Annotated in this window: 19 protein-coding genes; 11 read left to right on the top strand and 8 right to left on the bottom strand. The window is 64.6% G+C overall.

The annotated features are described in order from the left end of the window. Positions 1-32 precede the first annotated feature (32 nt). Together EH209_RS17175 and EH209_RS17170 are read left to right on the top strand one after the other, a co-directional pair. Positions 33-836, top strand: coding sequence for an ABC transporter ATP-binding protein (locus EH209_RS17175; protein WP_126664070.1), 804 nt, complete (start codon positions 33-35; stop codon positions 834-836). Next, a complete protein-coding gene (locus EH209_RS17170) occupies positions 836-2158 on the top strand; it encodes an ABC transporter permease (protein WP_126664069.1) in 1323 nt (440 codons plus the stop codon). Before EH209_RS17175 ends, EH209_RS17170 begins: the two co-directional genes overlap by 1 nt. A gap of 104 nt (positions 2159-2262) precedes the next feature. Here EH209_RS17170 and EH209_RS17165 read toward each other — a convergent pair whose 3' ends face one another. Further along, complete coding sequence (locus EH209_RS17165) at positions 2263-2916, bottom strand: DUF5518 domain-containing protein (protein ID WP_126664068.1); 654 nt, start codon at positions 2914-2916, stop codon at positions 2263-2265. 643 nt (positions 2917-3559) lie between these two features. Between EH209_RS17165 and EH209_RS17155 the strand changes: the two genes are divergently transcribed. The 3 genes from EH209_RS17155 to EH209_RS24410 all read left to right on the top strand — a co-directional run bounded on the left by EH209_RS17155 (position 3560) and on the right by EH209_RS24410 (position 7539). Beyond that, on the top strand, positions 3560-5164 hold the full coding sequence (locus tag EH209_RS17155; RefSeq protein ID WP_126664066.1) for a hypothetical protein: 1605 nt from the start codon (positions 3560-3562) through the stop codon (positions 5162-5164). A gap of 493 nt (positions 5165-5657) precedes the next feature. Further along, positions 5658-6467 (top strand): helix-turn-helix transcriptional regulator, encoded by an 810-nt coding sequence (locus tag EH209_RS17145; protein WP_126664064.1) that lies wholly within the window; start codon positions 5658-5660, stop codon positions 6465-6467. A gap of 325 nt (positions 6468-6792) precedes the next feature. Next, a complete protein-coding gene (locus tag EH209_RS24410; RefSeq protein ID WP_211338378.1) occupies positions 6793-7539 on the top strand; it encodes a halocin C8-like domain-containing protein in 747 nt (248 codons plus the stop codon). 124 nt (positions 7540-7663) lie between these two features. On the opposite strand, the gene EH209_RS17130 is transcribed toward EH209_RS24410, so the two are convergent. Further along, positions 7664-8776: an AI-2E family transporter gene (locus EH209_RS17130; RefSeq protein ID WP_211338377.1), complete on the bottom strand. Its 1113-nt coding sequence runs from the start codon at positions 8774-8776 to the stop codon at positions 7664-7666. Positions 8777-9054: 278 nt separating this feature from the next. Here EH209_RS17130 and EH209_RS17125 point away from each other — a divergent pair, with 278 nt between their 5' ends. Continuing rightward, on the top strand, positions 9055-9438 hold the full coding sequence (locus EH209_RS17125; protein WP_126664062.1) for a DUF7521 family protein: 384 nt from the start codon (positions 9055-9057) through the stop codon (positions 9436-9438). 25 nt (positions 9439-9463) lie between these two features. Here EH209_RS17125 and EH209_RS17120 read toward each other — a convergent pair whose 3' ends face one another. Continuing rightward, on the bottom strand, positions 9464-11884 hold the full coding sequence (locus EH209_RS17120; RefSeq protein ID WP_126664061.1) for an ATP-dependent DNA helicase: 2421 nt from the start codon (positions 11882-11884) through the stop codon (positions 9464-9466). A gap of 105 nt (positions 11885-11989) precedes the next feature. Beyond that, positions 11990-12949, bottom strand: coding sequence for a CPBP family intramembrane glutamic endopeptidase (locus EH209_RS17115; RefSeq protein WP_126664060.1), 960 nt, complete (start codon positions 12947-12949; stop codon positions 11990-11992). A 225-nt stretch (positions 12950-13174) separates the two neighbouring features. Here EH209_RS17115 and EH209_RS17110 point away from each other — a divergent pair, with 225 nt between their 5' ends. The 3 genes from EH209_RS17110 to EH209_RS17100 all read left to right on the top strand — a co-directional run bounded on the left by EH209_RS17110 (position 13175) and on the right by EH209_RS17100 (position 14332). Further along, positions 13175-13414, top strand: a complete 240-nt coding sequence (locus tag EH209_RS17110) for a DUF7127 family protein (protein ID WP_126664059.1) — start codon at positions 13175-13177, stop codon at positions 13412-13414. A gap of 89 nt (positions 13415-13503) precedes the next feature. Beyond that, on the top strand, positions 13504-13707 hold the full coding sequence (locus EH209_RS17105) for a hypothetical protein (protein WP_126664058.1): 204 nt from the start codon (positions 13504-13506) through the stop codon (positions 13705-13707). Between the two features lie 49 nt (positions 13708-13756). Then, positions 13757-14332 (top strand): DUF1684 domain-containing protein, encoded by a 576-nt coding sequence (locus tag EH209_RS17100; RefSeq protein WP_126664057.1) that lies wholly within the window; start codon positions 13757-13759, stop codon positions 14330-14332. A gap of 474 nt (positions 14333-14806) precedes the next feature. Here EH209_RS17100 and EH209_RS17095 read toward each other — a convergent pair whose 3' ends face one another. Continuing rightward, on the bottom strand, positions 14807-15487 hold the full coding sequence (locus tag EH209_RS17095) for a class I SAM-dependent methyltransferase (RefSeq protein ID WP_126664056.1): 681 nt from the start codon (positions 15485-15487) through the stop codon (positions 14807-14809). Between the two features lie 298 nt (positions 15488-15785). Here EH209_RS17095 and EH209_RS17090 point away from each other — a divergent pair, with 298 nt between their 5' ends. Next, positions 15786-16364, top strand: a complete 579-nt coding sequence (locus tag EH209_RS17090) for a DUF7090 family protein (protein ID WP_126664055.1) — start codon at positions 15786-15788, stop codon at positions 16362-16364. 243 nt (positions 16365-16607) lie between these two features. Beyond that, positions 16608-17042 (top strand): CBS domain-containing protein, encoded by a 435-nt coding sequence (locus EH209_RS17085; RefSeq protein WP_126664054.1) that lies wholly within the window; start codon positions 16608-16610, stop codon positions 17040-17042. Positions 17043-17400: 358 nt separating this feature from the next. Here EH209_RS17085 and EH209_RS17080 read toward each other — a convergent pair whose 3' ends face one another. From EH209_RS17080 to EH209_RS17070, 3 genes are all read right to left on the bottom strand, one after another. Beyond that, complete coding sequence (locus EH209_RS17080) at positions 17401-18183, bottom strand: DUF7089 family protein (RefSeq protein ID WP_126664053.1); 783 nt, start codon at positions 18181-18183, stop codon at positions 17401-17403. 354 nt (positions 18184-18537) lie between these two features. Continuing rightward, complete coding sequence (locus tag EH209_RS17075; protein ID WP_126664052.1) at positions 18538-19578, bottom strand: OapC/ArvC family zinc-ribbon domain-containing protein; 1041 nt, start codon at positions 19576-19578, stop codon at positions 18538-18540. Beyond that, positions 19578-19979: a DUF2073 domain-containing protein gene (locus EH209_RS17070; protein ID WP_008893265.1), complete on the bottom strand. Its 402-nt coding sequence runs from the start codon at positions 19977-19979 to the stop codon at positions 19578-19580. The genes EH209_RS17075 and EH209_RS17070 overlap by 1 nt, the downstream gene beginning before the upstream one ends. Positions 19980-19983 lie beyond the last annotated feature (4 nt).

The raw sequence follows: 19983 nt of genomic DNA, 5'->3' as shown, positions 1-19983 counted from the left end.
AGCTTTTTCGGTCGGGCCGTGGTCGACCGCCTATGGCGACATCGGGAACCGGGGGCGCCGCCGGCGCTGACGCCACCAACGCCGACGCCGGCACGGCGGTGGCCCTCGAGGACGTCCGTAAGACCTACCAGCTCGGTGAGCCGGTCCACGCGTTAGACGGCGTCTCCCTCGAGATTCCGCGCGGGTCCTACACCGCGATCATGGGACCGAGCGGCTCGGGGAAGTCGACGCTAATGAACCTCGTGGGCTGTCTGGACACGCCGACGGCCGGCACCGTCGTCGTCGACGGCGAGGACGTAGCGGCGCTGACCGACCGCGAACGGACGACCCTCAGGGGAACCACAGTCGGCTTCGTCTTCCAGACGTTCAACCTCATGCCTCGGCTGACCGCCACGGAGAACGTCGCGCTCCCGCAGCTGTTCCAGAACGTCGATCGCGAACGGCGCTGCGAGCGGGCCCGCGAACTCCTCGAGCGGGTCGGCCTCGCGGATCGGACCGATCACCTCCCGAACGAACTCTCCGGCGGGCAGCGCCAGCGGGTCGCGCTCGCGCGGGCGCTGGTCAACGATCCGGCCATCGTGCTGGCCGACGAACCCTCGGGCAACTTAGACACCGACACGGAGGCCGACATCCTCGACCTCTTCGGGGAGTTCCACGAGGCCGGAACGACGATGATCGTCGTCACCCACGAACGCCACGTCGCCGAACGCGCCGAGCGGATCGTCCACCTGCTCGACGGGAAGATCGAACGGATCGAGATCCTCGACGAGAGCGAGGGCCAGCAGGCGGACGACCCCTCGAGTCGGGACCGAACCGATTCTGGAGCGGACGACTGATGCGGGCGATCGAGAGTCTGCGCCTGGCGTGGCGGTCGATCCGCGGTCACAAACTGCGGTCGTCGCTGACGACGCTGGGCATCGTGATCGGCATCGCGGCGGTGATCGCCTTCGTCACGCTCGGCGCGAGCTTGCAGGAGGGGGTACTCGGAGACGTCAGCCCCGACGACCGTCGCAACGTCTACGGCTGGGCCGCCGAGCCCGAGACCGAGGGCGGCCCGCTCGCGGGCGCCCAACCCGTCTTCAGCGAGGACGATCTCGACGAAATCGAACAGCGAGAGGGGGTCGAGGCGGCCTACGGCTACATGCCGTTATCCACGCAGGCCCTCGCCTACGAGGGCGAGATATCGCCGCAGAGCGACGCTCTCGTAGCCGCCGGGCCGTCGTATATCCGGGAGAACAGGCTCGCGGAGGGCCGGCAGTTCGAACAGGGCGAGCGCGAGGCCGTCATCAACCCGGCCGTCGCCGGCCAGTTCGAGGAGGACGTCTCGGTCGGCGATGAGTTGACCGTCGCTCTGCAGGGCGGCCAGCGGACGACCGTCACCGTCGTCGGCATCACCGAGAGCTCCGAGGGACTGAGCCCGTTCGAAGGGTTCGAGCCGTCACCGCGGGTCTATGTCCCGACCGACCCCTTCTACACGGAGGACGCCGCCGCGGCGTTCCCGGGCGGCGACTCCGGCGGGGCGAACAACGGCAGCGACGGGAACGAAACCGAGACCGACGGGAACTCGAGCGACGCGAACGACGCGCTGTTCCTCGCGATCGTCGTCGAGGCGGAGTCGACCGACGACGCAGCGATCGAGCAGGCGAAAGAGAGCGCGCGGAGCTACCTCGAGAGCGAGGAGTCAGACGCCAGCGCGTTGCTCGACGACGGCCTCGAGGTGCGACTGCAGACGAGCGCGGAGTTACTTCAGCAACTCGAGGACGTATTGAACCTGCTCCAGAACTTCATCGTCGGCATCGCGGCGATTTCGCTGGTCGTGGGCTCGGTCGGCATCGCGAACATCATGCTAGTCTCGGTGACCGAACGGACCCGCGAGATCGGGATCATGAAAGCCGTCGGGGCCCAGAACCGGGAGATCCTGGGGCTGTTTCTGGCCGAAGCGGTGATTTTAGGCGTCATCGGCGCGATCCTCGGCACGCTGTTGGGCCTCGTCGCGGGCTACCTGGGCGCGTGGTATATCGACCTCCCGCTGGTCTACCCCCTCGAGTACGTCGTGCTGGCGATCGTCGTCGGCGTGCTCGTCGGGATCTTCGCGGGCCTGTACCCGGCCTGGCGGGCGGCGCGGACGGATCCGATCGACGCGCTCCGCTACGAGTGACCGGTCGGGAACGGGAAAGAGTGACGCCGCCAGGTCCTCGCGGCGACGGCCGGAGCGGGGCTCGGCACCCTCGCCGGCTGTACCGCGTTCTCGAGTCCGCTCCGTCAGAACCGCTCGGATTCGGTATCCCGGTCACCGTCGGACGACGCACTCGAGTCGGAGTCGAGGTCGGAGTCAGCTTCTGGGCTCGTCTCCGTCCCTGCCTCCGACGCGGACTCGCGTGTTCCGAACCGTCCGCGTTCGCGGTCGCGTTCGTGATCGCGCCGGCCGCGGTCGCTATCCACCCTCACGTCCGGTCGAGTGCCTCGCGAGCCGGTTGCGCCGAGCGAGCGGGATCGCTCTGAACGGTCCGAGGAGAGGCCGATCGTCTCCTGGGCCTGGCGCCGTTGATCGGGATACTCGCGGGCGAGCAGCGCGCCGAGGTAGCCGCCGAGCAGCGACAGGCCGACGGTGTAGAGGAACAGGATCAGTCCGAACCCGACGATCGCCAGCGCCGCGATCGCGAAGCCCTCGATCGGCGCCGCGACGACCCCCATTCCGAACCCGAGGACTCCGAGTCCGAGCATCGCGAAGCCGGCGACCGGGAGGAACGCGATCGCCCCCGCGAGCGCGCCGGCGACCGCTCCCTGTCTGGCGTTCGATCCCTCGAGAAAACCCGCGGTACCGCCGCCGATAACGGGCGAGAGCGGGATGAATGAAAGCACGACGCCGACGATGGCGCCGACGATCGCGTTGGCGAGCGTTCGGCCGGAAGTCATAGGGAACGGACGACGACCAGCGTAAAAAGATGGGGAGGTCGTCCGGAGTTGCCACGTTCGGACGCGACTGTAAGGGACAATTTCGACGATGGTGACCCGGAAAAGCGGCCCGGTGGGAAACGATAGAGCACCGTTCGGCGGACTCGGAACGCAGGACGAACGACCCGCCTACGAGTAGTAAAACCCAAGAAAAGAAGTTCGTTCGCCCGATTCGATCCCTACTTCGGAACGTTCGTTCTGTATTGATCGACAAAAAGTATATGTTGGGATAGAAGTGAATTTTAGATTGAGGTGCGAAACCGGCTGGCGGAACGTCGCCCTCCAAGCGTCGTATCGCCTCTCGAGACCAGCCGAAGCGAGATCGTCGACCGTCCAACGGCTGAGAGACAGAAGACGGCGGACTATCCATCGAACAATATGACAGACGCATCCGCGTTCGAACGATTGAATCAACAACTGAAAGAGAACCACATATTACACGCGATTGCCGCGGTAGTCGTCCTCTTCGCAGTAAGTATCGCGTACGACCTGTATACGGGGTCAGAGCCCGCCTTTCTCGAAGCGATCGGTACTAGTATTGTGTTAGGCGCAATTTATTACGGAGGACTGAAGTACAACGATTCGGCGAACGAGTCCGACTGAGATGATACGACGGCTTCGGACGCTCGCCCACGGACTACGGATCGGCCGGACCGAAGTGCGTCGAGATTGGCGGACGTTCAAACGGGATCGGATTCGACTCGCGTTGCTCGCGGGAGCCGGGCTCTTCGGGACGCTATATCTCGGACTGATGACGCTGGTCGTCCAGAGCCGAACGGCCGAACTCGCGGCTCGAGCCGATCCGTCACTGCCGCCGATCGTCGGACTGCTCGTGACGCTGCTCTGGCTGTCGAGTACCGCGCTATTCGGGCAGCGAGCGGCGATACGGACCGTAGATATCGACAATCCGGCGCTGTTACTGACGAGCGTGCGACCGTCAGCGGTGACGATCGGCGTCCTCGTCGCGGAAGAACTCCGCGCGCTGGCGTTCGCCGCCCTCCCCGTCGGGATCCTCGGTGTCGGATTCGTCACCGGTGCCGACACGGCCGTTCCGATTGCGACGGTTCCGGTCGCCACCGTCCTGTTTCTGACGAGCAGCGTCTGCTGTGGCTACGCGGTCGGCGCCGTGGTCGCCGTCTTGAGTCGCCGTGCCCGCTGGAAGACGGCGCACGTGGCCGGCGGACTCGGCCTTCTCGGAGCGATCGCCGCCGCCGGTGTGATGGCAAAACTGAGCACAACCCTGGAACTCGCCGCGAGACTGCCGACGAGTTGGTACGCCGATCTCTTCGTCGTCGGGACGCCGATCGCGGCGTCCCCGTATCGGGTCGTCGGAGCAGTGCTCGGAACACTCGTGGTCGCCCTCGCAGGCGGATCGGTGACCGAGCGGTTCGCGATGCAGCTCTGGACCGACGGCGTGGGGATGGACGGTGATGTTCGACGGTCGCCGGCCACGAGTGAGCAACCGCGTCCGTTCGCCCGACTGCGAGGACGGATCGACCGACCGACGCGGTACGTCGCGTGGCGATCGGTACAACGAGCGAAACGCGACCTGACGCGCGTCTCGCATCTCGGCCTCCCGCTGCTCGTCGGCGTGTGGCTGGTGGTCGATCTGGCACAGACGTCGGCCGGACGCTCGCTGCTGCCGATTGCCGTCGGTCTCCTCGGCTCGTGGTTCGTCGGCGGCTGCCTGACGCTGAACCCGCTCGGCGACGACGGGGCGGCGCTACCGGCGACGGTGGCGTCGCCGGTCGACGGACACCAGTTCGTGGGTGGCACGGCGCTGATGAGCGCGATCGTCGGCGTCCCGCTGCTCGTCGCGACCGTCGGCGCGGTCAGCGCCGCGACATACGCGCTGCCGATCGCAGTCGGACTGGCGCTCTGGGCCGGCGTCCACGGTTCGGCTGCGATTGGGATCGCGCTCGCCCTCGGTATGCAGTTTCCCCGATTCGGCGCGATACGAGTCAGCCGTCGGCGGAACGTGGTTCCACCGAGTCTGTCGGCGATTGCGATCTACTCGATGGTCGTGCTGTCGCTCGGGACGCTCGGGAGCGGCGCCGTCGTCGGTTCACGGCTACTGTTAGGCGACAGTGCGGTATCGACCATCGGTTGGGCCGCGTCCGTACTAGTCTGGCTCGCTCTAGAGGGCGGCGTCGGCTACGGCTGTTATCGGGCAGCGATGCGACGGTTCAACCAGTACACGCTCGAGTGAGCGGCGATTACAGTTCTCGACGAAGCGTACCGACCATGTCAAAATAGAACGACAGAATGAAACAGACGAACATCACGACTATCGCGCCGAGATACGGTATGAGTCCGATCGTGTCGAGCATCCAGTCGGGGTCGAGAAATCCGGTCGCAAGCACTAGCATACAGAGGACGGCGACACTAGTAACGAGAATCGCAACCGGAAGCGACGTTCGACGATTCATATTTGTATTTCCGTTGCTATAAGTTATTAATTTAATGGTATTTCCACTCCTTCATTTCAGTCGCACTGATCACGTGACGGCGATCGGAACGAGAACGACCGTTGGCCACGTGGCATACTTTTTTGCTCTATTATTACCCGGGAAAGAACTATAACATCTGATAGTGTATTAAAACTATGCGGACAAGTTAGATCGTGACAGTCACCGGAACCGGACTGGATAGATAATAGAGAATCGGTGACGGAGCAAATACAATGACCGTAATCGTCGCGCATGAAATCAGAAAACGAACACAAACACGGAGTCGAGAACAACGGGTACAGAGACGTACAATTCCTGACTGGAACACAGGACCGACTTCGAATCCTCCAGGTGCTCTCGGAATCACCGCACGCACAGTCCGAGTTAGAAAAGAAGGTAGATGTTCATCGAACGACGCTCAGACGCAATCTCCGTGAGTTACAGGAACGGGACTGGGTCACAGAACGAAGCGGAAAGGTATACGAGATTACGCCAGTAGGCCGGTTCGTTCTGTCGAGTTTCACTGACCTGTTAGAGGACATCGAATCCGCGGCGAAAATCGGATCGTTTCTCTCGAAAGTACCCCGAAAATTTTCGGTCGACGTAGACGCTCTGTCATCGGGCGAAATCGCGGTAAACGGATTCGATGTGCCGTTCGAAGCCGTCAACGAGTTTACTGCGTTCATCGAAAACGCCGATCGACTGCGGCTATGCGCTCCGGCGATCAACCCGAAATACGCGTCCGTACTCGCGCAACGAGCGTCGACTACGGATAGCGAAATCGTCGGTCCTGCAGAATGTTTCGAAACGATAGGGCAGGCAGAACCGGCCGAGTTCGACGCGTTACAGCGGTCGGAGACGGTACAGATGATCGTTGTTGACGAGTATCCGTCGTACGGAATTTGTTTCAGTGAGAACAAATACATGATTATCGCATACAACGACGGAAGCGGGATCTACGGTGTCGTGCGATTCGACGATCCGGTACCCGGTATCGAACGGTGGATGAAAGAAAAGTACGCGTCGTTCAAGCGAGCGGAAAACAGGATCAAAACGGACTGATTCTCGATGTCCACATCCGATCGACAGACAAGTATCTGATCGTCGACGAACGAGGTTCTCGAAAGAGGTGCGGTACGACTGTACCGCGGTCGCTATTCTCCGACGGAGCACACAGTGGCCACCCGCTGCACGACGAGGATCGACTGCACGGACAGCGAACGACGCTTTGTGAGCAGAAGTTACTATCAATATTTCATCCATTATACCGTGTATTGTAGCGATGAAAGAAGATAATAACAAACTGGATGGAAGCGATGGAATTAACCGTCGAAACGTTCTCAAAACCGTCGGTGCCGCCGGGTTATTCGCTGCCGGGTCGACGGGAATGGCTGCCGCGGCAGGTGACCTCTCACAGGCTGAGGAAGCGAAACTGCTAACCGGCGCTGAGAAACGGGATCTCGCTCGCAAGCTCGCAGCGACGCCCGCGTTCCGCGAACTCGCACAGCGCGCTCGATCCGACAGCGCACAGGTCCGTACCGACGCCGATGGCGTCGTCGCCGGCTACGCCCGAGGCGAGGACTTCGCTCGAGAAGTCGTCCAGTACGATCTCGAGAACCCGGCGGACGCCGACGAGGGCAGCATCGTCGTGGGTCGCAATCCCGATACCGGTGAGATCGAAGTCGCCAGTCTCGATTACTACTACAAAACCGACGATGGTGTCCTCAACGAAGTTCACCGGTTCGAGCCCACGAGCGGAGGGGAAGCCAACGGGCCACAGCCTGCGGCCACGTCCGACGGAGCGACGGTCATTTCCGTCGATACGGACGCGATCCGAGAAGCACGCAATAGTGAACTCGACCCGGATCAGATCAGCTCCGCGGGCACTGCTGTCACTCCAGCGGATATCGAAGTTACGAGCTGTAGCGCCTGTCAGTACGCCGCAGGTCAAATCTGTACCATCGGGTGTAGTGCCGCCGGCGGATTCATCTGCGGATTCCTCGGTATCACGATTCCCGTTGCGGGACTCAGCTGTCTGGGCTTCGTCGAAATCGTCTGCACCGTCGCCGACGAATACAGCGGCTGCGGTGACGCGGTCGCTGAAGAGGCCTGTGACCGAGCGGGACTCTGTTAGACGGTTCGCGACAGTGAGAACGAGTCCGGAACCGAAGCGAGCGAAATCACCGCTCCCTTCCGGGGCGGACGACGCGACGTCAACGGCCGTCCGGTAGCGAGACGAACCAGGCCAGTCGGTTCGATCAGTCGTCGGCGGTCCGCGTCTTCGATTCGTCGAAACTGGTCTCCGCATCCGCCTCGGACGCCGTCGGCGACGACTCATCGAGGTCGTCCTCGAGAAGGTCAGCGAGCGTCGCGTCGCCGTTGACCTCGTCGGCCAGCAGGTCGACGGCCTCGACGAAGACGGCGACGATCAGCGGCCCGACGACGACGCCGATGGCGCCCAGCGTGAACAGTCCGCCGGTGAAGCCGACGAAGTAGAGGCTCCCGGGGAGGCCGGCCGAACGGCGGGCCAGTCGCGGTCGGACGACGATGTCGGGAAGCCAGGCGATGAGGGCCATTCCGAGGACGCCGACGAGGAGACCGGCGACGAGTTCGCCGACGGCGACGTGGTAGAGCGCGATCGGCGCGATTAGCAGACTGGGGCCGATCATCGGGATGAACTGCAGTATCGCCGCGAAGAAGGCGATCGTGAACGCCGCGTCGTAGCCCAGCAGCCAGAACAGCGGGTAGGCGATGACGAGCGTCGCCACCGAGGTCGCGAACTGCAGGACGTAGATCGCGTACAGCGTCTCGCGGGCCCGCATCGCGAGCGCGTAGACGATGTCGCGGTAGCCGTGGGGAACCGGCGCGATGGCCGCGCGACCGGCGGCGTCGGCCTCGAGCAACAGTGCGAACAGCAGAATGACGAACAGCGCGAACTTGATCCCCAGCACGGGCAGCGCCGCGGCGAAGGAGACGGCCGTGTCGCTCAAAAAGTTGAGCGCGAGCGAACTGACTTCGGCGACGTCGACGGTGTAGGTGTAGTCCGCGACCGCGACGGGAAACTCGTCGGGAATCTCTTCGAGGACGGTCTGGATCTGGTCGAAGCGGACGTAGAGCGCCACGACCAGCGGCGCGAAGACGGCGACGGTTCCGAGGAAGCCGAGCAGGGTCGCCGCGACGGCCGACAGCCACTCCGAGAGGCCCCGCCGGTGGAGCCAGCCCTGGACGGGCAACAGGACGTAGGCGACCGTCAGCGCAAACATGATCGTCCCGAGGACGTCGAGCAGAATCGCACCGGTAACGAGGCCGAGTAGCGCGACGATACCCGCGAGCACGTACCGTCGGTCGTCCGCAGTCGCGTTCGCTGTCACAGCCGTGACTCTCACCGGTGTGACAAAATCTTTCGGATTAGCGTAACGTCGAAAACGGACGGGGCCGCGACCGACGCGTCGCCAGCAGCGGTCGACCTCGAGCGATCGGCACCGACGCAATTCACCGAACGTCTTCGCACCGTTCTTTCCGAGTGAGAATAGGCGGCGTCACTGAAGTACAAGAGCCGCGGACACCGTACTACCGAGTCGCTCGGAGCGATCGACGGAACGGCGACGATCGCAATCGTTTCGAGGACGCCGAGTGCTTGCACGTAGCTATGGACGAATACACGCTCCTCATCGCGGCCGCGAACACGGCGACGTTCGTCACCGGCGGCGCCGTCGCCGCGCTGGCCTACCGTGCCTTTCGACGAACGGGGTCGGCAGCGTTACGAGCGGTTGCCATCGGCTTTAGCGTCATCGTCGCCGGCTCGATCGGCGGCGCGCTCGCCCACGTCGGCGCCGACAACGTCGCGCTCGGCGTCGCAATCCAGAGCAGTTGCATCGCCGCGGGCTTCACGATTCTCCTGTACTCGCTGTACGCCGAGACGACGACGACAACGACGACGATCACGCTGGATCGGTCCGGATCCGGCTCCGAGTCCGATCTCGAGTTCGACTCCAACGCGTCCGACCCCCGCTCGGACTCCGAGTCGGAGTGAGGCCGCGAGTCGAGCGTCGGTCCGGCTACTGTTCGAGTCGACTCTTGAACCGATCGAGGCCGACGTCGAGCATGTCCGGACTGACGGGCTGGAACTCGCCGTCGTCGGGCAGGTACGGACGCACGGAGTCCCAGCTATCGCGAGCGTAGCGCTCGTCCAAGAGCACGCGGACGCCAACGTCCTCGGGGCTCCGAATGACGCGGCCGATGGCCTGCCGAGCCTTCCGGACCGCGGGGATCGTCAGCGCGTAGGTGAAGCCGTCGCCGAACTCGTCGTCGTAGGCTCGGCGGACGGCCTTCGTGCGCGGACTCGAGGTGTTGACGATGGGGACGCCACAGACCACCGCGGCCGCGAGTCGGTCGCCGCTGTAGTCGACACCCTCGGTCAGGGTTCCGCGGAGGCTAGTCACGAGAACCTTCCCCTCGCCGTCGAAGAACTCGCGTTTGAGCGCCTGCGTCGTCTCGTCGTCGCTGGCGGCGTCGAGCAGGACGGGTTTCTCGAGTCGCTCCTCCAGGACGCCGGCGAGCCAGTCGGCCTCGGCGTAGCTCGGCATCCCGACGAGGACGTTGCCCGGCAGTCGGCCGACCTTGGCGACGGCGTCGACGTACTGTCGACGCGTGGGGTTCAGCGGGCTATCGCCCGCTCCACTCGAGGCGCGTTGTGCCTCGCTCTCCTCTCCCGGACGGCCGCGGTTATCGTAGGTGTATTTCGGCGCCGCGACCGCGAAGCTCTCGCGGTTCTCCTCGGGGAAGTGCAGGCCGTAGCGGCGTTCGACGACCGGCCGGTCTTCCTCGCGCTCGAGGTAGTCCAGTCCGGTCACCTCGGTGAACGCGTCCATGGGCTCCAAGGTCGCGCTCATGAGGATGCCGCCGCCGAACATGCCGAGGCGCTCGCCGATGGCGTCGCTGGGGACGCAGTTGTGCAGGGCCATGCGAGCGTTGTAGGCTCGGCGCCACGAGTCGGCGGGTTCGGTGTCGTCCCAGGTGCGCTCGAGTTCGATCTCGCGGAAGTAGTCGGTGTGGCCCCGCCGGTACCACTCGCCCAAGACGCGGCCGACGGCGGGTGCGGCGCGGGTGCGGTCCTCGTCCTCGGCTTCGTTCAGAACGCGCTCGACGACGGCGCCGACGGCCTCGGCGCGGACCCAGTCGGCGTCGCCGTACCCCGCCTCGCGGGCCCAGGCCGTGAGTTCGTCCTCTGCCGGTTCCGCGGGGTCGCGCAGCGGAATCTCGTCGTCCGAGAGGTCGGTGAGGTTCGACTGCCACCCCCTGTGTTTCCGGTCGAGGTGCGCCGTGACCCGGCGGTCGAGCTCGCTCCGGAGGTCGCGAACGAACTCGAGGGTCTGCTCGAGTTCGTCGTAGGAGACATCGCTGTCGTTGAGTTCCGCGCGGACGAGGTCGGCGTCGGCCGTCTTGGAGCCGCCCTCGGCGCGCCGTCCCTCGCGCTCGAACTTGATCGGTTGGATGACTCGCGAGAGTTCGGTCTCGGCGTCCCGAAGGGTCCGATCAGCGACCCCGTCGCTGACCAGATCACGGACGCGAGGCTCTAACATGTGGGCCTCGTCGCAGACGACGAACGTGGAGTCGTCGAGCAGGGCGCCGGTAAAGGAGCCGGTCGTCCGGGGATCGAACGCGTGGTAGTAGTTCCCGATGACGACCTCGACGTGGCCGAGCACGGCGCCCATCACCGAGTGCGGACAGGTGCCGTGGGCGACCGAGCGGGCGACGAGATCCTTTGGGGTGATCATCCCCGCCTCGGTGAAGTCGTAGGGGACCGCTTCCACTGCATCGCCGTCGCTGCCCTCCTCCGGCAGGTCCTCGAGATACTGGGCGTAGAACGGGCAGTACTCCGTCGAGACGTCGACGGGGCCGCCGTCGCTGTACTCCGGGATGCCGGGCGAGTACGGCGCGGTCTCGCCGGCCGTCTGGAGAAGGCGCGGCCCGCCGCCCTGCCTGCCGCTGTCCGCCAGTCCTATCTGCTGGCTGCGGGCCTGTGCGGTCAGGCTCCCGGCGGTCGTGTCGCCGCCCTCGCCGGTGAGGTCGCGGGTGCGATCCCGCAGGGTCTCACAGCGGTCGTAGACGTTGCCGTCGTCGATCCCGCCGGCGCCGGCGCGGTTGTACGGGCAGACGTCGGCCTTTCCGACGAGGGTGAGCCCCGAAACGGGGTTCCAGTCGTCGGGGAGGTTCTCGTTGATCGTCTCGAGGTCTTCCTCGAACTGGTGGAGTTGCTGTTTGACGCTCGTGAGCACGAACACGCGCTCGTAGTCGGTGTCGGGATCGCGCACGAGGTCGACCCCCGCGGTCAGCGCGATCATCGTCTTTCCGGTGCCACAGGCGCCCTCGACGACGGAGTAGCCGCCGTCTCGAGCAGCGTCGATCGCGGTCTCGATGCCGTCGACCTGCTCGTCGTAGGGACGTTTGTGGCCGAAGATCGAGCGCCAGTCGGTCATTCTTCGCCTACTCGGTGACGGTGGTGCATATCCCTGACGGAGTACAGTGGCCGCGGCTTCCGCCATAAACGTCGGGTCGACCGGCGGGTGTGAGAACACCGGCGCTTACGCCTCGCCGGTCGACGACTCGAGCGTTCCTGCCTCGCCGCCGGAATCACCGTCTCCAGCGTCGGAGCCCGCGTCGTTCTCGCCGGCGACGGCCCAGTCGGCAGTGAGTTCCGGCGCCCCGCGGAGCGCGATGAGGGCCGCGGCGATCCCGAACGCGAGCGCGCCCATCAGGCCGACGGGGTTGACGACGAGTTCCGATCCTCCCTGCGCGAAGACGACCAGCGTGGTCGCGAAGGCGTTGAACGTCCCGTGGAAGATCGCCGGCGCCAGCACCGACCGCGCGGAGAGGGTGACGTAGGTGTAGACCGGCGACATCGCGAGGCAGGCGACGGTTATGGCGCCAACCCCGAGGACGGGTTCGTTCGGGAAGTTGTACCCCTCGAGGACGACCGGCGTGTGCCACAGCCCCCAGACCAGTCCGGTGACGGCCGACGCACCCCAGAAGCCGAGGGGCGAGAGCGAGGTGAGGAACGCGCCGCGCCAGCCGAACTCCTCGCCGAAGGCGAAGATCACGTTGAGCGTCGCGCCGACCCCGATCGCGACGGCGATCGTCGCGAGCAGGTTGAGCGGCCAGCCGGGAAGCGACGGCCCGACGGGTTCGCCGCCCTGGGTCTGTGCGAAATCCGTCCCCTCGCCGGTCAGCGGGTTCGCGTCGGGAACGAACTCGACGCCCGGCAGGGCGAGCGAGATGGCGGTCCCGAGCAACACGAGCGCGATGGGGACGACCGCGGCGACCGCGAGCCAGCGGAGCCGTCCCCAGCCGACGCGGAGTCCGGCCCGTTCGAACGACGGCGGACCGACGAGGCAGGTCGCGATCCCCGCGAGCATCGGCGTAAACATGTACAGCGGCGCGAGCACGACCATGCCGACGCCGGTCAGTCGTGAGAGCGCAACGACGCTGGCCGAGAGCGCCGCTAGCGAGCCGAGGAAGACGAGAGGGGGACGGCGGTCCGTCATCGCCGTCGGCCCGCCTCCGCGCTCGTCCTCGGTTTCGGTTCCGTTCCCGTTTCCGCTCGAGGCCGTCGAACCCGCCGCGATCGTCGAAATCGTCGCGGCCGGCGCGAACGCCGTGACATACTGGGTCGTTCGCCGGAATTTCGATAAGCGTTACGTCGACGTCGGGTCGCCGGACGCTGCCGGCGTGCCCCTTTAATCCGCTCGGCTCCTACGCACGGGTAGACAATGAAGGTCCCCAATTCCCTCAAAAACGTCGAGCGAGACGATGCGGTCATCCGCACGTTCGAGTACGACGACGGCAGCGTCATCGCCGTCGACTTCGGGAACGCCGCCGCGGACCTCGAAATGGACGTTCTCGGCTCGACCGCGATCATCGTCGCCGACGGCGACCAGTTCGAGTTCGAACTCCCGCCAGAGGCCAGCGACGTCTCCGCGAAGAACGGCGTCCTGACGATCGAAGAGTAGCGACGACGACTCGAGCGGAGACAGTCCGCATGTCTCGTCTCCATCTGCTACAGCAACTTATTCATCAGTTGGTAAACTAGTAGCGGTCGATGTCGGAGTCGAGTCGCCCGGTCGACGAGAGACGGACGACAAACGCGCTCCTCGGGCTGATCCTCGTGACGCTCGCTGCGGGATTTCTCTACGTCGGAGACGGAACCGGCAACGTGACCCGCCGCGTCGCCGGCCTCATTCTCACGACGGCGCTCTGGCTGCCGCTTCTGACCGGTGTCGCGCTGTTGCTCAGTCGTGGCTAACCCCGTCGACAAACGCAACGCACTCCAGTCGCGACGCCCAACGAACGCTATGAGCACTCTCGACGACGTCGATCAGTGGCGCGAGGAGCTCGAGTCGAAACGCGACGAGAAAGACGAGTTCTTCACGGACCACCCGCAGTCGCCGATCCCGCCCGAAGAGCGCGACTCGTTCGACGGCTTGGACTACTTCGATCCCGATCCGGACTACCACGTCGCCGCGACCGTGACGGTGCACGACGACCCCGAGATCGTCCTGATGGAGACGACCGCGGGTCGAGAGATGCGATATCTTCGCGTGGCGACCCTCGAGTTCGACCTCGAGCGCGACGACGAGGACCTCGAAGATGGCGCGTTCGAACTCAACGCTTACCAGATTGAGAGCCCCGAAGAAGAGCCGCTGTTCGTCCCCTTCCGGGACAAGACGACGGGTCAGCAGAGCTACCAGGGCGGCCGGTACATGGAACTGGCCCCGGACCGCGACCTGGAAACCGGCGACGAGATCGTCGTCGACTTCAACCTCGCGTACACTCCGTTTTGCGCCTACAGCGACACCTTCGATTGCCCGCTGCCGCCCGAGGAGAACTGGCTCGAGGTGGCGATTCCGGCCGGCGAGCGGTTCGAGTAACGGCGTGTCTCCGGCTGCTGTGTGACCTCGTTTCCCACGGACAGTTTCGGGTCGAGTTACAGTTCGAAAACCGATAGCGGGCGCCGCGTCTCGAGTCGAAGCGAAGGGGTTGTCAAACGGCAGATAGCTCGAGTCGAAACGGGGGCGTACAGAACCGAGTAACGGTTTTCGAGAACTGTGCTGATAGCGGACGAAACGGCGATAGCAGATGAAGCGGGATAGTCGACGGAGACTAACAGAAGCGCCCTGCTATCGTGGCAACGGGGAATCGCCTCGCCCTCCCCAACCGATTGCGGTCCTCACTCCTGCTGGTCGCTGCGGTCCTCATCCCTCGCACGCTTTTGTGCCCCGACTCGTTTTCACTCGTCGCGGCACAGCGCGCGCCACTACTTTCCGAGCGGTCCTCTCGAGCGTTTCGTACGAGCGGTCCGTAGACCCCGATACCGAACAGTAACAGTCACTACCGACGGGGTGTCAGGGAGCGACGCCGACGGTCAGCAGCGTGCCGAACTCCCGGTAGCGTTCGACCATCTCCTCGCGGGTGTCCCAGTCGTCGGTCGGGAACTCGGCCTCTGTGGGGATCGTGATCTCGCGGTCGGGGATGTTGTCCTGCTCGGCGACGTGTAGCCCCGCCTCGCGGAAGGCCTCGCGGTACCGGTCGCGGTCCCAGCGGGTCATCTCGATCGAGATGAACTCCTGCCACTCGTGGGAGTGGACGTTCTCGTCGTAGTAGTTGACGGCACAGTAGAAGGTACCGCCGGGCCGGAGGACGCGGGCGATCTCCTCGAGGGTGTGCTCTGGATCCGCGGCGTAGTAGAACGACTCCATGGACCAGACGTGGTCAATCGAGTCGTCGGCGAACGGCAGTTCGTCGAAGTCGCCGACGAGGAATCCGACCGTCGGATCCTCGGTGTACTCCGCGGCGTTGCGGGCCATCTCCGGCGCGCCGTCGAGGCCGTAGACGCGGCCCGCGCCCTTCGTGTCCCGCAGCGCGCGGCCGGCGTAGCCGCTGCCACAGCCCAGATCGAGAACGACGTCACCCGACTCGACCGGCATCCGCGCGAGCGCGTGCTTGGCGGTGTGCCAGTGGCGGTCTTCCATGCCTCTGTCCCGGCCGCTCGCGGCCCATTCGTCGAACTCCTCGCGAACGCTCATACGCGAGTTCTCACGCCGGGCGAGGAAAACGTGTTCGACTCGGCATCGCGACCCGCGCCGGATCGGCGTCGACTTGGAAAGACGGTGGTTCGAGTCGAACCGATGGCGACGGATCGACCGACAGGCTTTTTAGGCTAGCCTAAATAGAAATGAACGGAGAGGTTTAGGTCGGCCGAAATCCGTGGGCATCGGATCGTGGCCGAGCGAACCCTTCCGTGGGTCGTCTTTTCGCGCGGCGAGCGAACGCCCCGCAAACATCCGCACTATTAAGTCGGTGCCGGAAGTTGTTCACGGCAATATGGAGTATACGCTTGAGATAGACGGCACCCCGGAGACGGTACAAGGCGGCACCGGCGTGCTCCTTCTCCATCCCAGCACCGGTGAAACCGACCGCATCGACACCGAATTTCTCAAGACTGATACCGACCATTTCCTCGTCGTCTCTACGCGAACGACCGCGCGTGAAGTCAAACAGAAACTTGAGTACTACGACGTCGACGAGGACCGCGCCGAGATTCTCGACACGCTGAGCATCGAACACGGCTACTCGCGGCGCAAGAGCGACACCGTCCACTACGTTGCCGCCCCCGACGATATCGACGGCATCGTCGAGCACATCGACGGCTTCCTCAAGGCCCACGACGGGAAACTCCGCCTCAGTTTCGACTCCGTGACCGAACTGGCCTACTACGCCGGCGACGAGGCCGCACTCGAGGCCGTCGAGCGCATCCTCGACCTACTCGAGGAGTACGACGCCATCGGTCTCTTCCATGTCTCTGAGGAACCCCACGACGAGGAACTCGTCGAGCAGTTCCGCGAGCGCTTCGACGGCGTCATCGATTTGGACGAGGACGGCAGCGTCGACGCCGAGTTCTGAGCGGTCGCGGGATTTTCTCGAACCGGTTCGTGAGTGTCGCCACTGGATGTCTCGAGAGACATCGGTCTGTGCCTCGCTGAGAACTGGGCCCCTGGTCGTCACGGTTCCGGGCGCGCCCGTCACGGAGCACCGATGTTAACCATCGTGAACGACGGATCAATGGCAATAGAGGTTTATCACACCGTTCGGTGAAGGCGCGCCTGTCGCTGTGAGTCCCATCGCGGCGACGGAACGGTGAAAACAATGCCCGAAATCAAATCGATCGTCCGCGAACAGGTTGTGAGCGCGTCTCCGGACGCGTCGCTCACCGAGTTAGCCGATCTCATGGACGATGAGGACGTCGGCAGCGTCGTTATCGTCGAGGAAGAGCAGCCACAGGGGATCGTCACGGACCGCGATATCACGATCGAGGCGGTCTCCCGCGGGGAAGATCCCACCTCGGTGACCGCCGCCGACGTGATGAGCGAGGATCTCGCGACCGTCGACATCGACAGCGGAATTTTCGACGTCCTCCGGACCATGGAGGACGCGAACGTTCGGCGGATACCCGCTACGGACGCGAACGGGAACCTCGCCGGAATCGTCGCGTTCGACGACTTCGTCGTGCTCCTCGGTCGAGAGCTGAAACTGCTCGGCGATGTCGTCGAAGCCGAGATCCCGCCGTACGAACACACCTGAGAGCGCGCTGCTCGGTCGCGATGCAGTGACGGCCGAGACGGCCCCGGCCGTTTCCGTCTCTCGATCCGCTCCTCGGGCGACCGTCGAGAGCGACTCGAGTCGAGGACGGCCCGTTAACGTCACTCGAGTCGAAAGCGGGCCCTCGGCGTCACTCGAGTCGGCGGTCCGGACGTTTCACGCTCGCCTCGTGTCCGGTCGTGCCGGTGTGGTGTGTTTTGTGCCATTATATACCACGCTAGAAGTAGTAACGAGCGTCCGACAGAGCAAAACGGGTTCGAGAGTTCAGACGCGGGAAGCGGCGAAATGGATGTTATCGGAGAGAACGAGGCGAGGCGAGACGATGAACGGGGTGCGACGCTCAGTCAGCGAGCGAGTCGAACGTCTTCTCGGCCCAGCGAATCGCGTACTCGGGGCCGTGATCTCGGTAAGCGTCGGTATCCAGCGCTGCGAACGGCGCCGGTAGCTCGATGGCGTGTTTGATCGCCGCACACGCCAGTTCTGTCGCGTCGGCAAACTCCGTCTCGCCGCGGGCGACCGCCCGCGGCAGTCCCGAGACGCGGTCCTCGAGTCGCGTGCCCGCGTCCTGCCACGCGTCGGCTAGCTCTGGATGGTCGCCGTGCCAATCGGCGAAGACCTCGCAGGTCTGGAGTCCGACCCAGCCGCCGTACAACGCGGCGGCCACCTGGTAGGTACCGTTCGAGTCGAGCGGGACCGCTCGGTTTAGGTCCGGATACGTCTCCTCGAAGAAGCCGATGAAGTGTTCCGGGACCTCGAGGTCGAGTTCGACGAGCGCCTCGGCGAGCAGGAAGTCGATGAACGACTCGGGCGACCCCTCGACGCGCGGTTTGACGATGACCGTCGGTGGATCGGTCTGGCGGGTCCAGACGACGCTGCCGTCGCCCGGCATCCCGACGGTGAAATCCGAACTCGCGTACCGGGCGAGTAGCTTCGGGGCGTCCGCCGGCAGCCAGTCGGCGGGGTAGCTCGCCGGCTCGAGGGCGTCGGCGAACAGTCCCAGTTCCTCCGCCTGAGCGGGCGGCAATGTCTCGAAATCGCGCTCGCAGTCGACGATCCGCACGTCCGGTGCGTACTCGTCGCGAACCGCTTCGACGGGACTCGAGAGGTCGCGAGCCGCAAACATCAGGCGAGGGTGGTCTGGGCAACGACCAGCAGCGCCAGCAGTGCCGATGCAGCGATCGTAGTGAGAACGATCTTGGTTGGGGTGCTCATACGAAAGCCAACTCGAGCGCGTCGCTTAAATCCATCTTTCTCTCCCGGCAACAGACCGCTATCGAGGCGTTTCGCCGCCGTCGGCGACAGTACTCGAGTATCCTCGGTAACCATTCGAGATTATTCTTGTTCCGCTATCGGGTTGCTAGACCATCATTTCATGTGGAACCGAAATACCAGTGTCATATCCAAAGACAGGTGGTACGCCGCGGGTTGCACTCGAAAGAGTGGGGTGCAGAGAAATCAGTCGTGACGGCACCGGTCCTTACTCCTCGCCGTCCCGCCACGAATCCGGGACGTCGATGACGTACCGACCGTCCTCCTGCAGGGAGATGATGTACTCTTCGCGATTGTAGAGTTCCATCAGGTTGAGTTCGTACTGACCCGGACTGACGATCTTGATGCTCTCGAACTGCTCGTTAAGCTCCTCGCGAAGCTCCTCGATCGAGGGTTGCTCCCCCGACGGTTCGCTGACGACCCGACCGTCGCTCGGCGGGGTCTTCTCGTCCGGGGTGGCCGCGGCGTCCGGGCCCCGATCGTGCTGGGGCGGGCTGTCGGGAAGATCGTTCGTCGAGACGACCTCGCTTCGAGCGTCGGCCTGCGCATCGTTCTCGCTGTCGGCCATGATCGACTCGCTCGGCGAGTCGGCGGGCTCGGCCGCCGAGGTCGCACTCGAGGCCGTCGAGGACGCGTCCATCGTCGATGCCGATGGCGATGGCGATGCTGATGCTGAGGATGCGTCCGTTTCCGATGTCGAGGGCGAATCCGTCTCAGACGGCGAGCGATCCTCGGGTCGACGAGCCGTCTCCGGCCACTCCTCGAACTCGCCGGCAGGCGTCGCCTCCGCGCCATTGGCCGGTTCGTCGCTCGCGGGCCAGGAACGCTCCGCTCGATCGTCGGCCGACCGGTCGCGTCGCGTCCCGTCGGCCGGCGTCGATCCGGCGGCCGCGGCGGCCGAAGCTGGATCGCTGCTGACGGCCGTCGAGTCGTCACCGCTAACTGTCGAATCATCAGCGTCGGTCGCCGACGCGTCGGCCGATCGGTTCGTCCCCGACGAAACCCAGTCACGAACGGTCTCTGCGGCGCGTTCGACCGTCCCGGCGTCGTCAGCCGTTCCGGCCGCGTTCCCGCCGGAACTCCCGGTCGAATCGGACGCTTGCGTGGCGGCCGACTCGCTCGAGTCGGTCGCGGCCCGCGCGGCGGGTGCAAACTGGAACTTGTTCCCGCCACAGTCGGGACAGCCCGACAGCATCTCCTTGGAGCCGTCGGGGAACGTCCGGCCGCAGTTCGTGCATTCGTGTGGCATTAGTCTCGGGAAACGAGCGCGCTGATCAGCGTTTCGTCCTTATGGAGCGTCTCGATCTGGTTGGCCGGTCCGATAACCGTCAGCTTCGCCGTGGACTCCTCGCCGCCCATGATCCGGCCGAGCAGCGACGAGTCGTTCGTCTTGGATTTCGGATAGGTCTCGATCTCGATCCCGTTGAACTCGTCGGGACTGATCTCGGACATCGTCACCTCGATGAGTCGGCTCTCCTCGTCGGGAGTCAGCCCCTCTTCGAGGATGACGATGTTGCCGTCATGGACGCCGTCCAGGATCATCCGGATTTTCTCCATGGTGGCCATGTTCTCCATCCGTTCGCCGCTGATCAGGTCGATCTGGACGCCGTCGGGACCCTCCGGGTCGTCCGTGTTAGTTGCTTTTGGCATCGAT

Source organism: Haloterrigena salifodinae, from assembly GCF_003977755.1.
Lineage (GTDB): Archaea > Halobacteriota > Halobacteria > Halobacteriales > Natrialbaceae > Haloterrigena > Haloterrigena salifodinae.
Note: the sequence above shows the minus strand (reverse complement) of the source record. Positions and strands in the feature narration are given on the sequence as shown.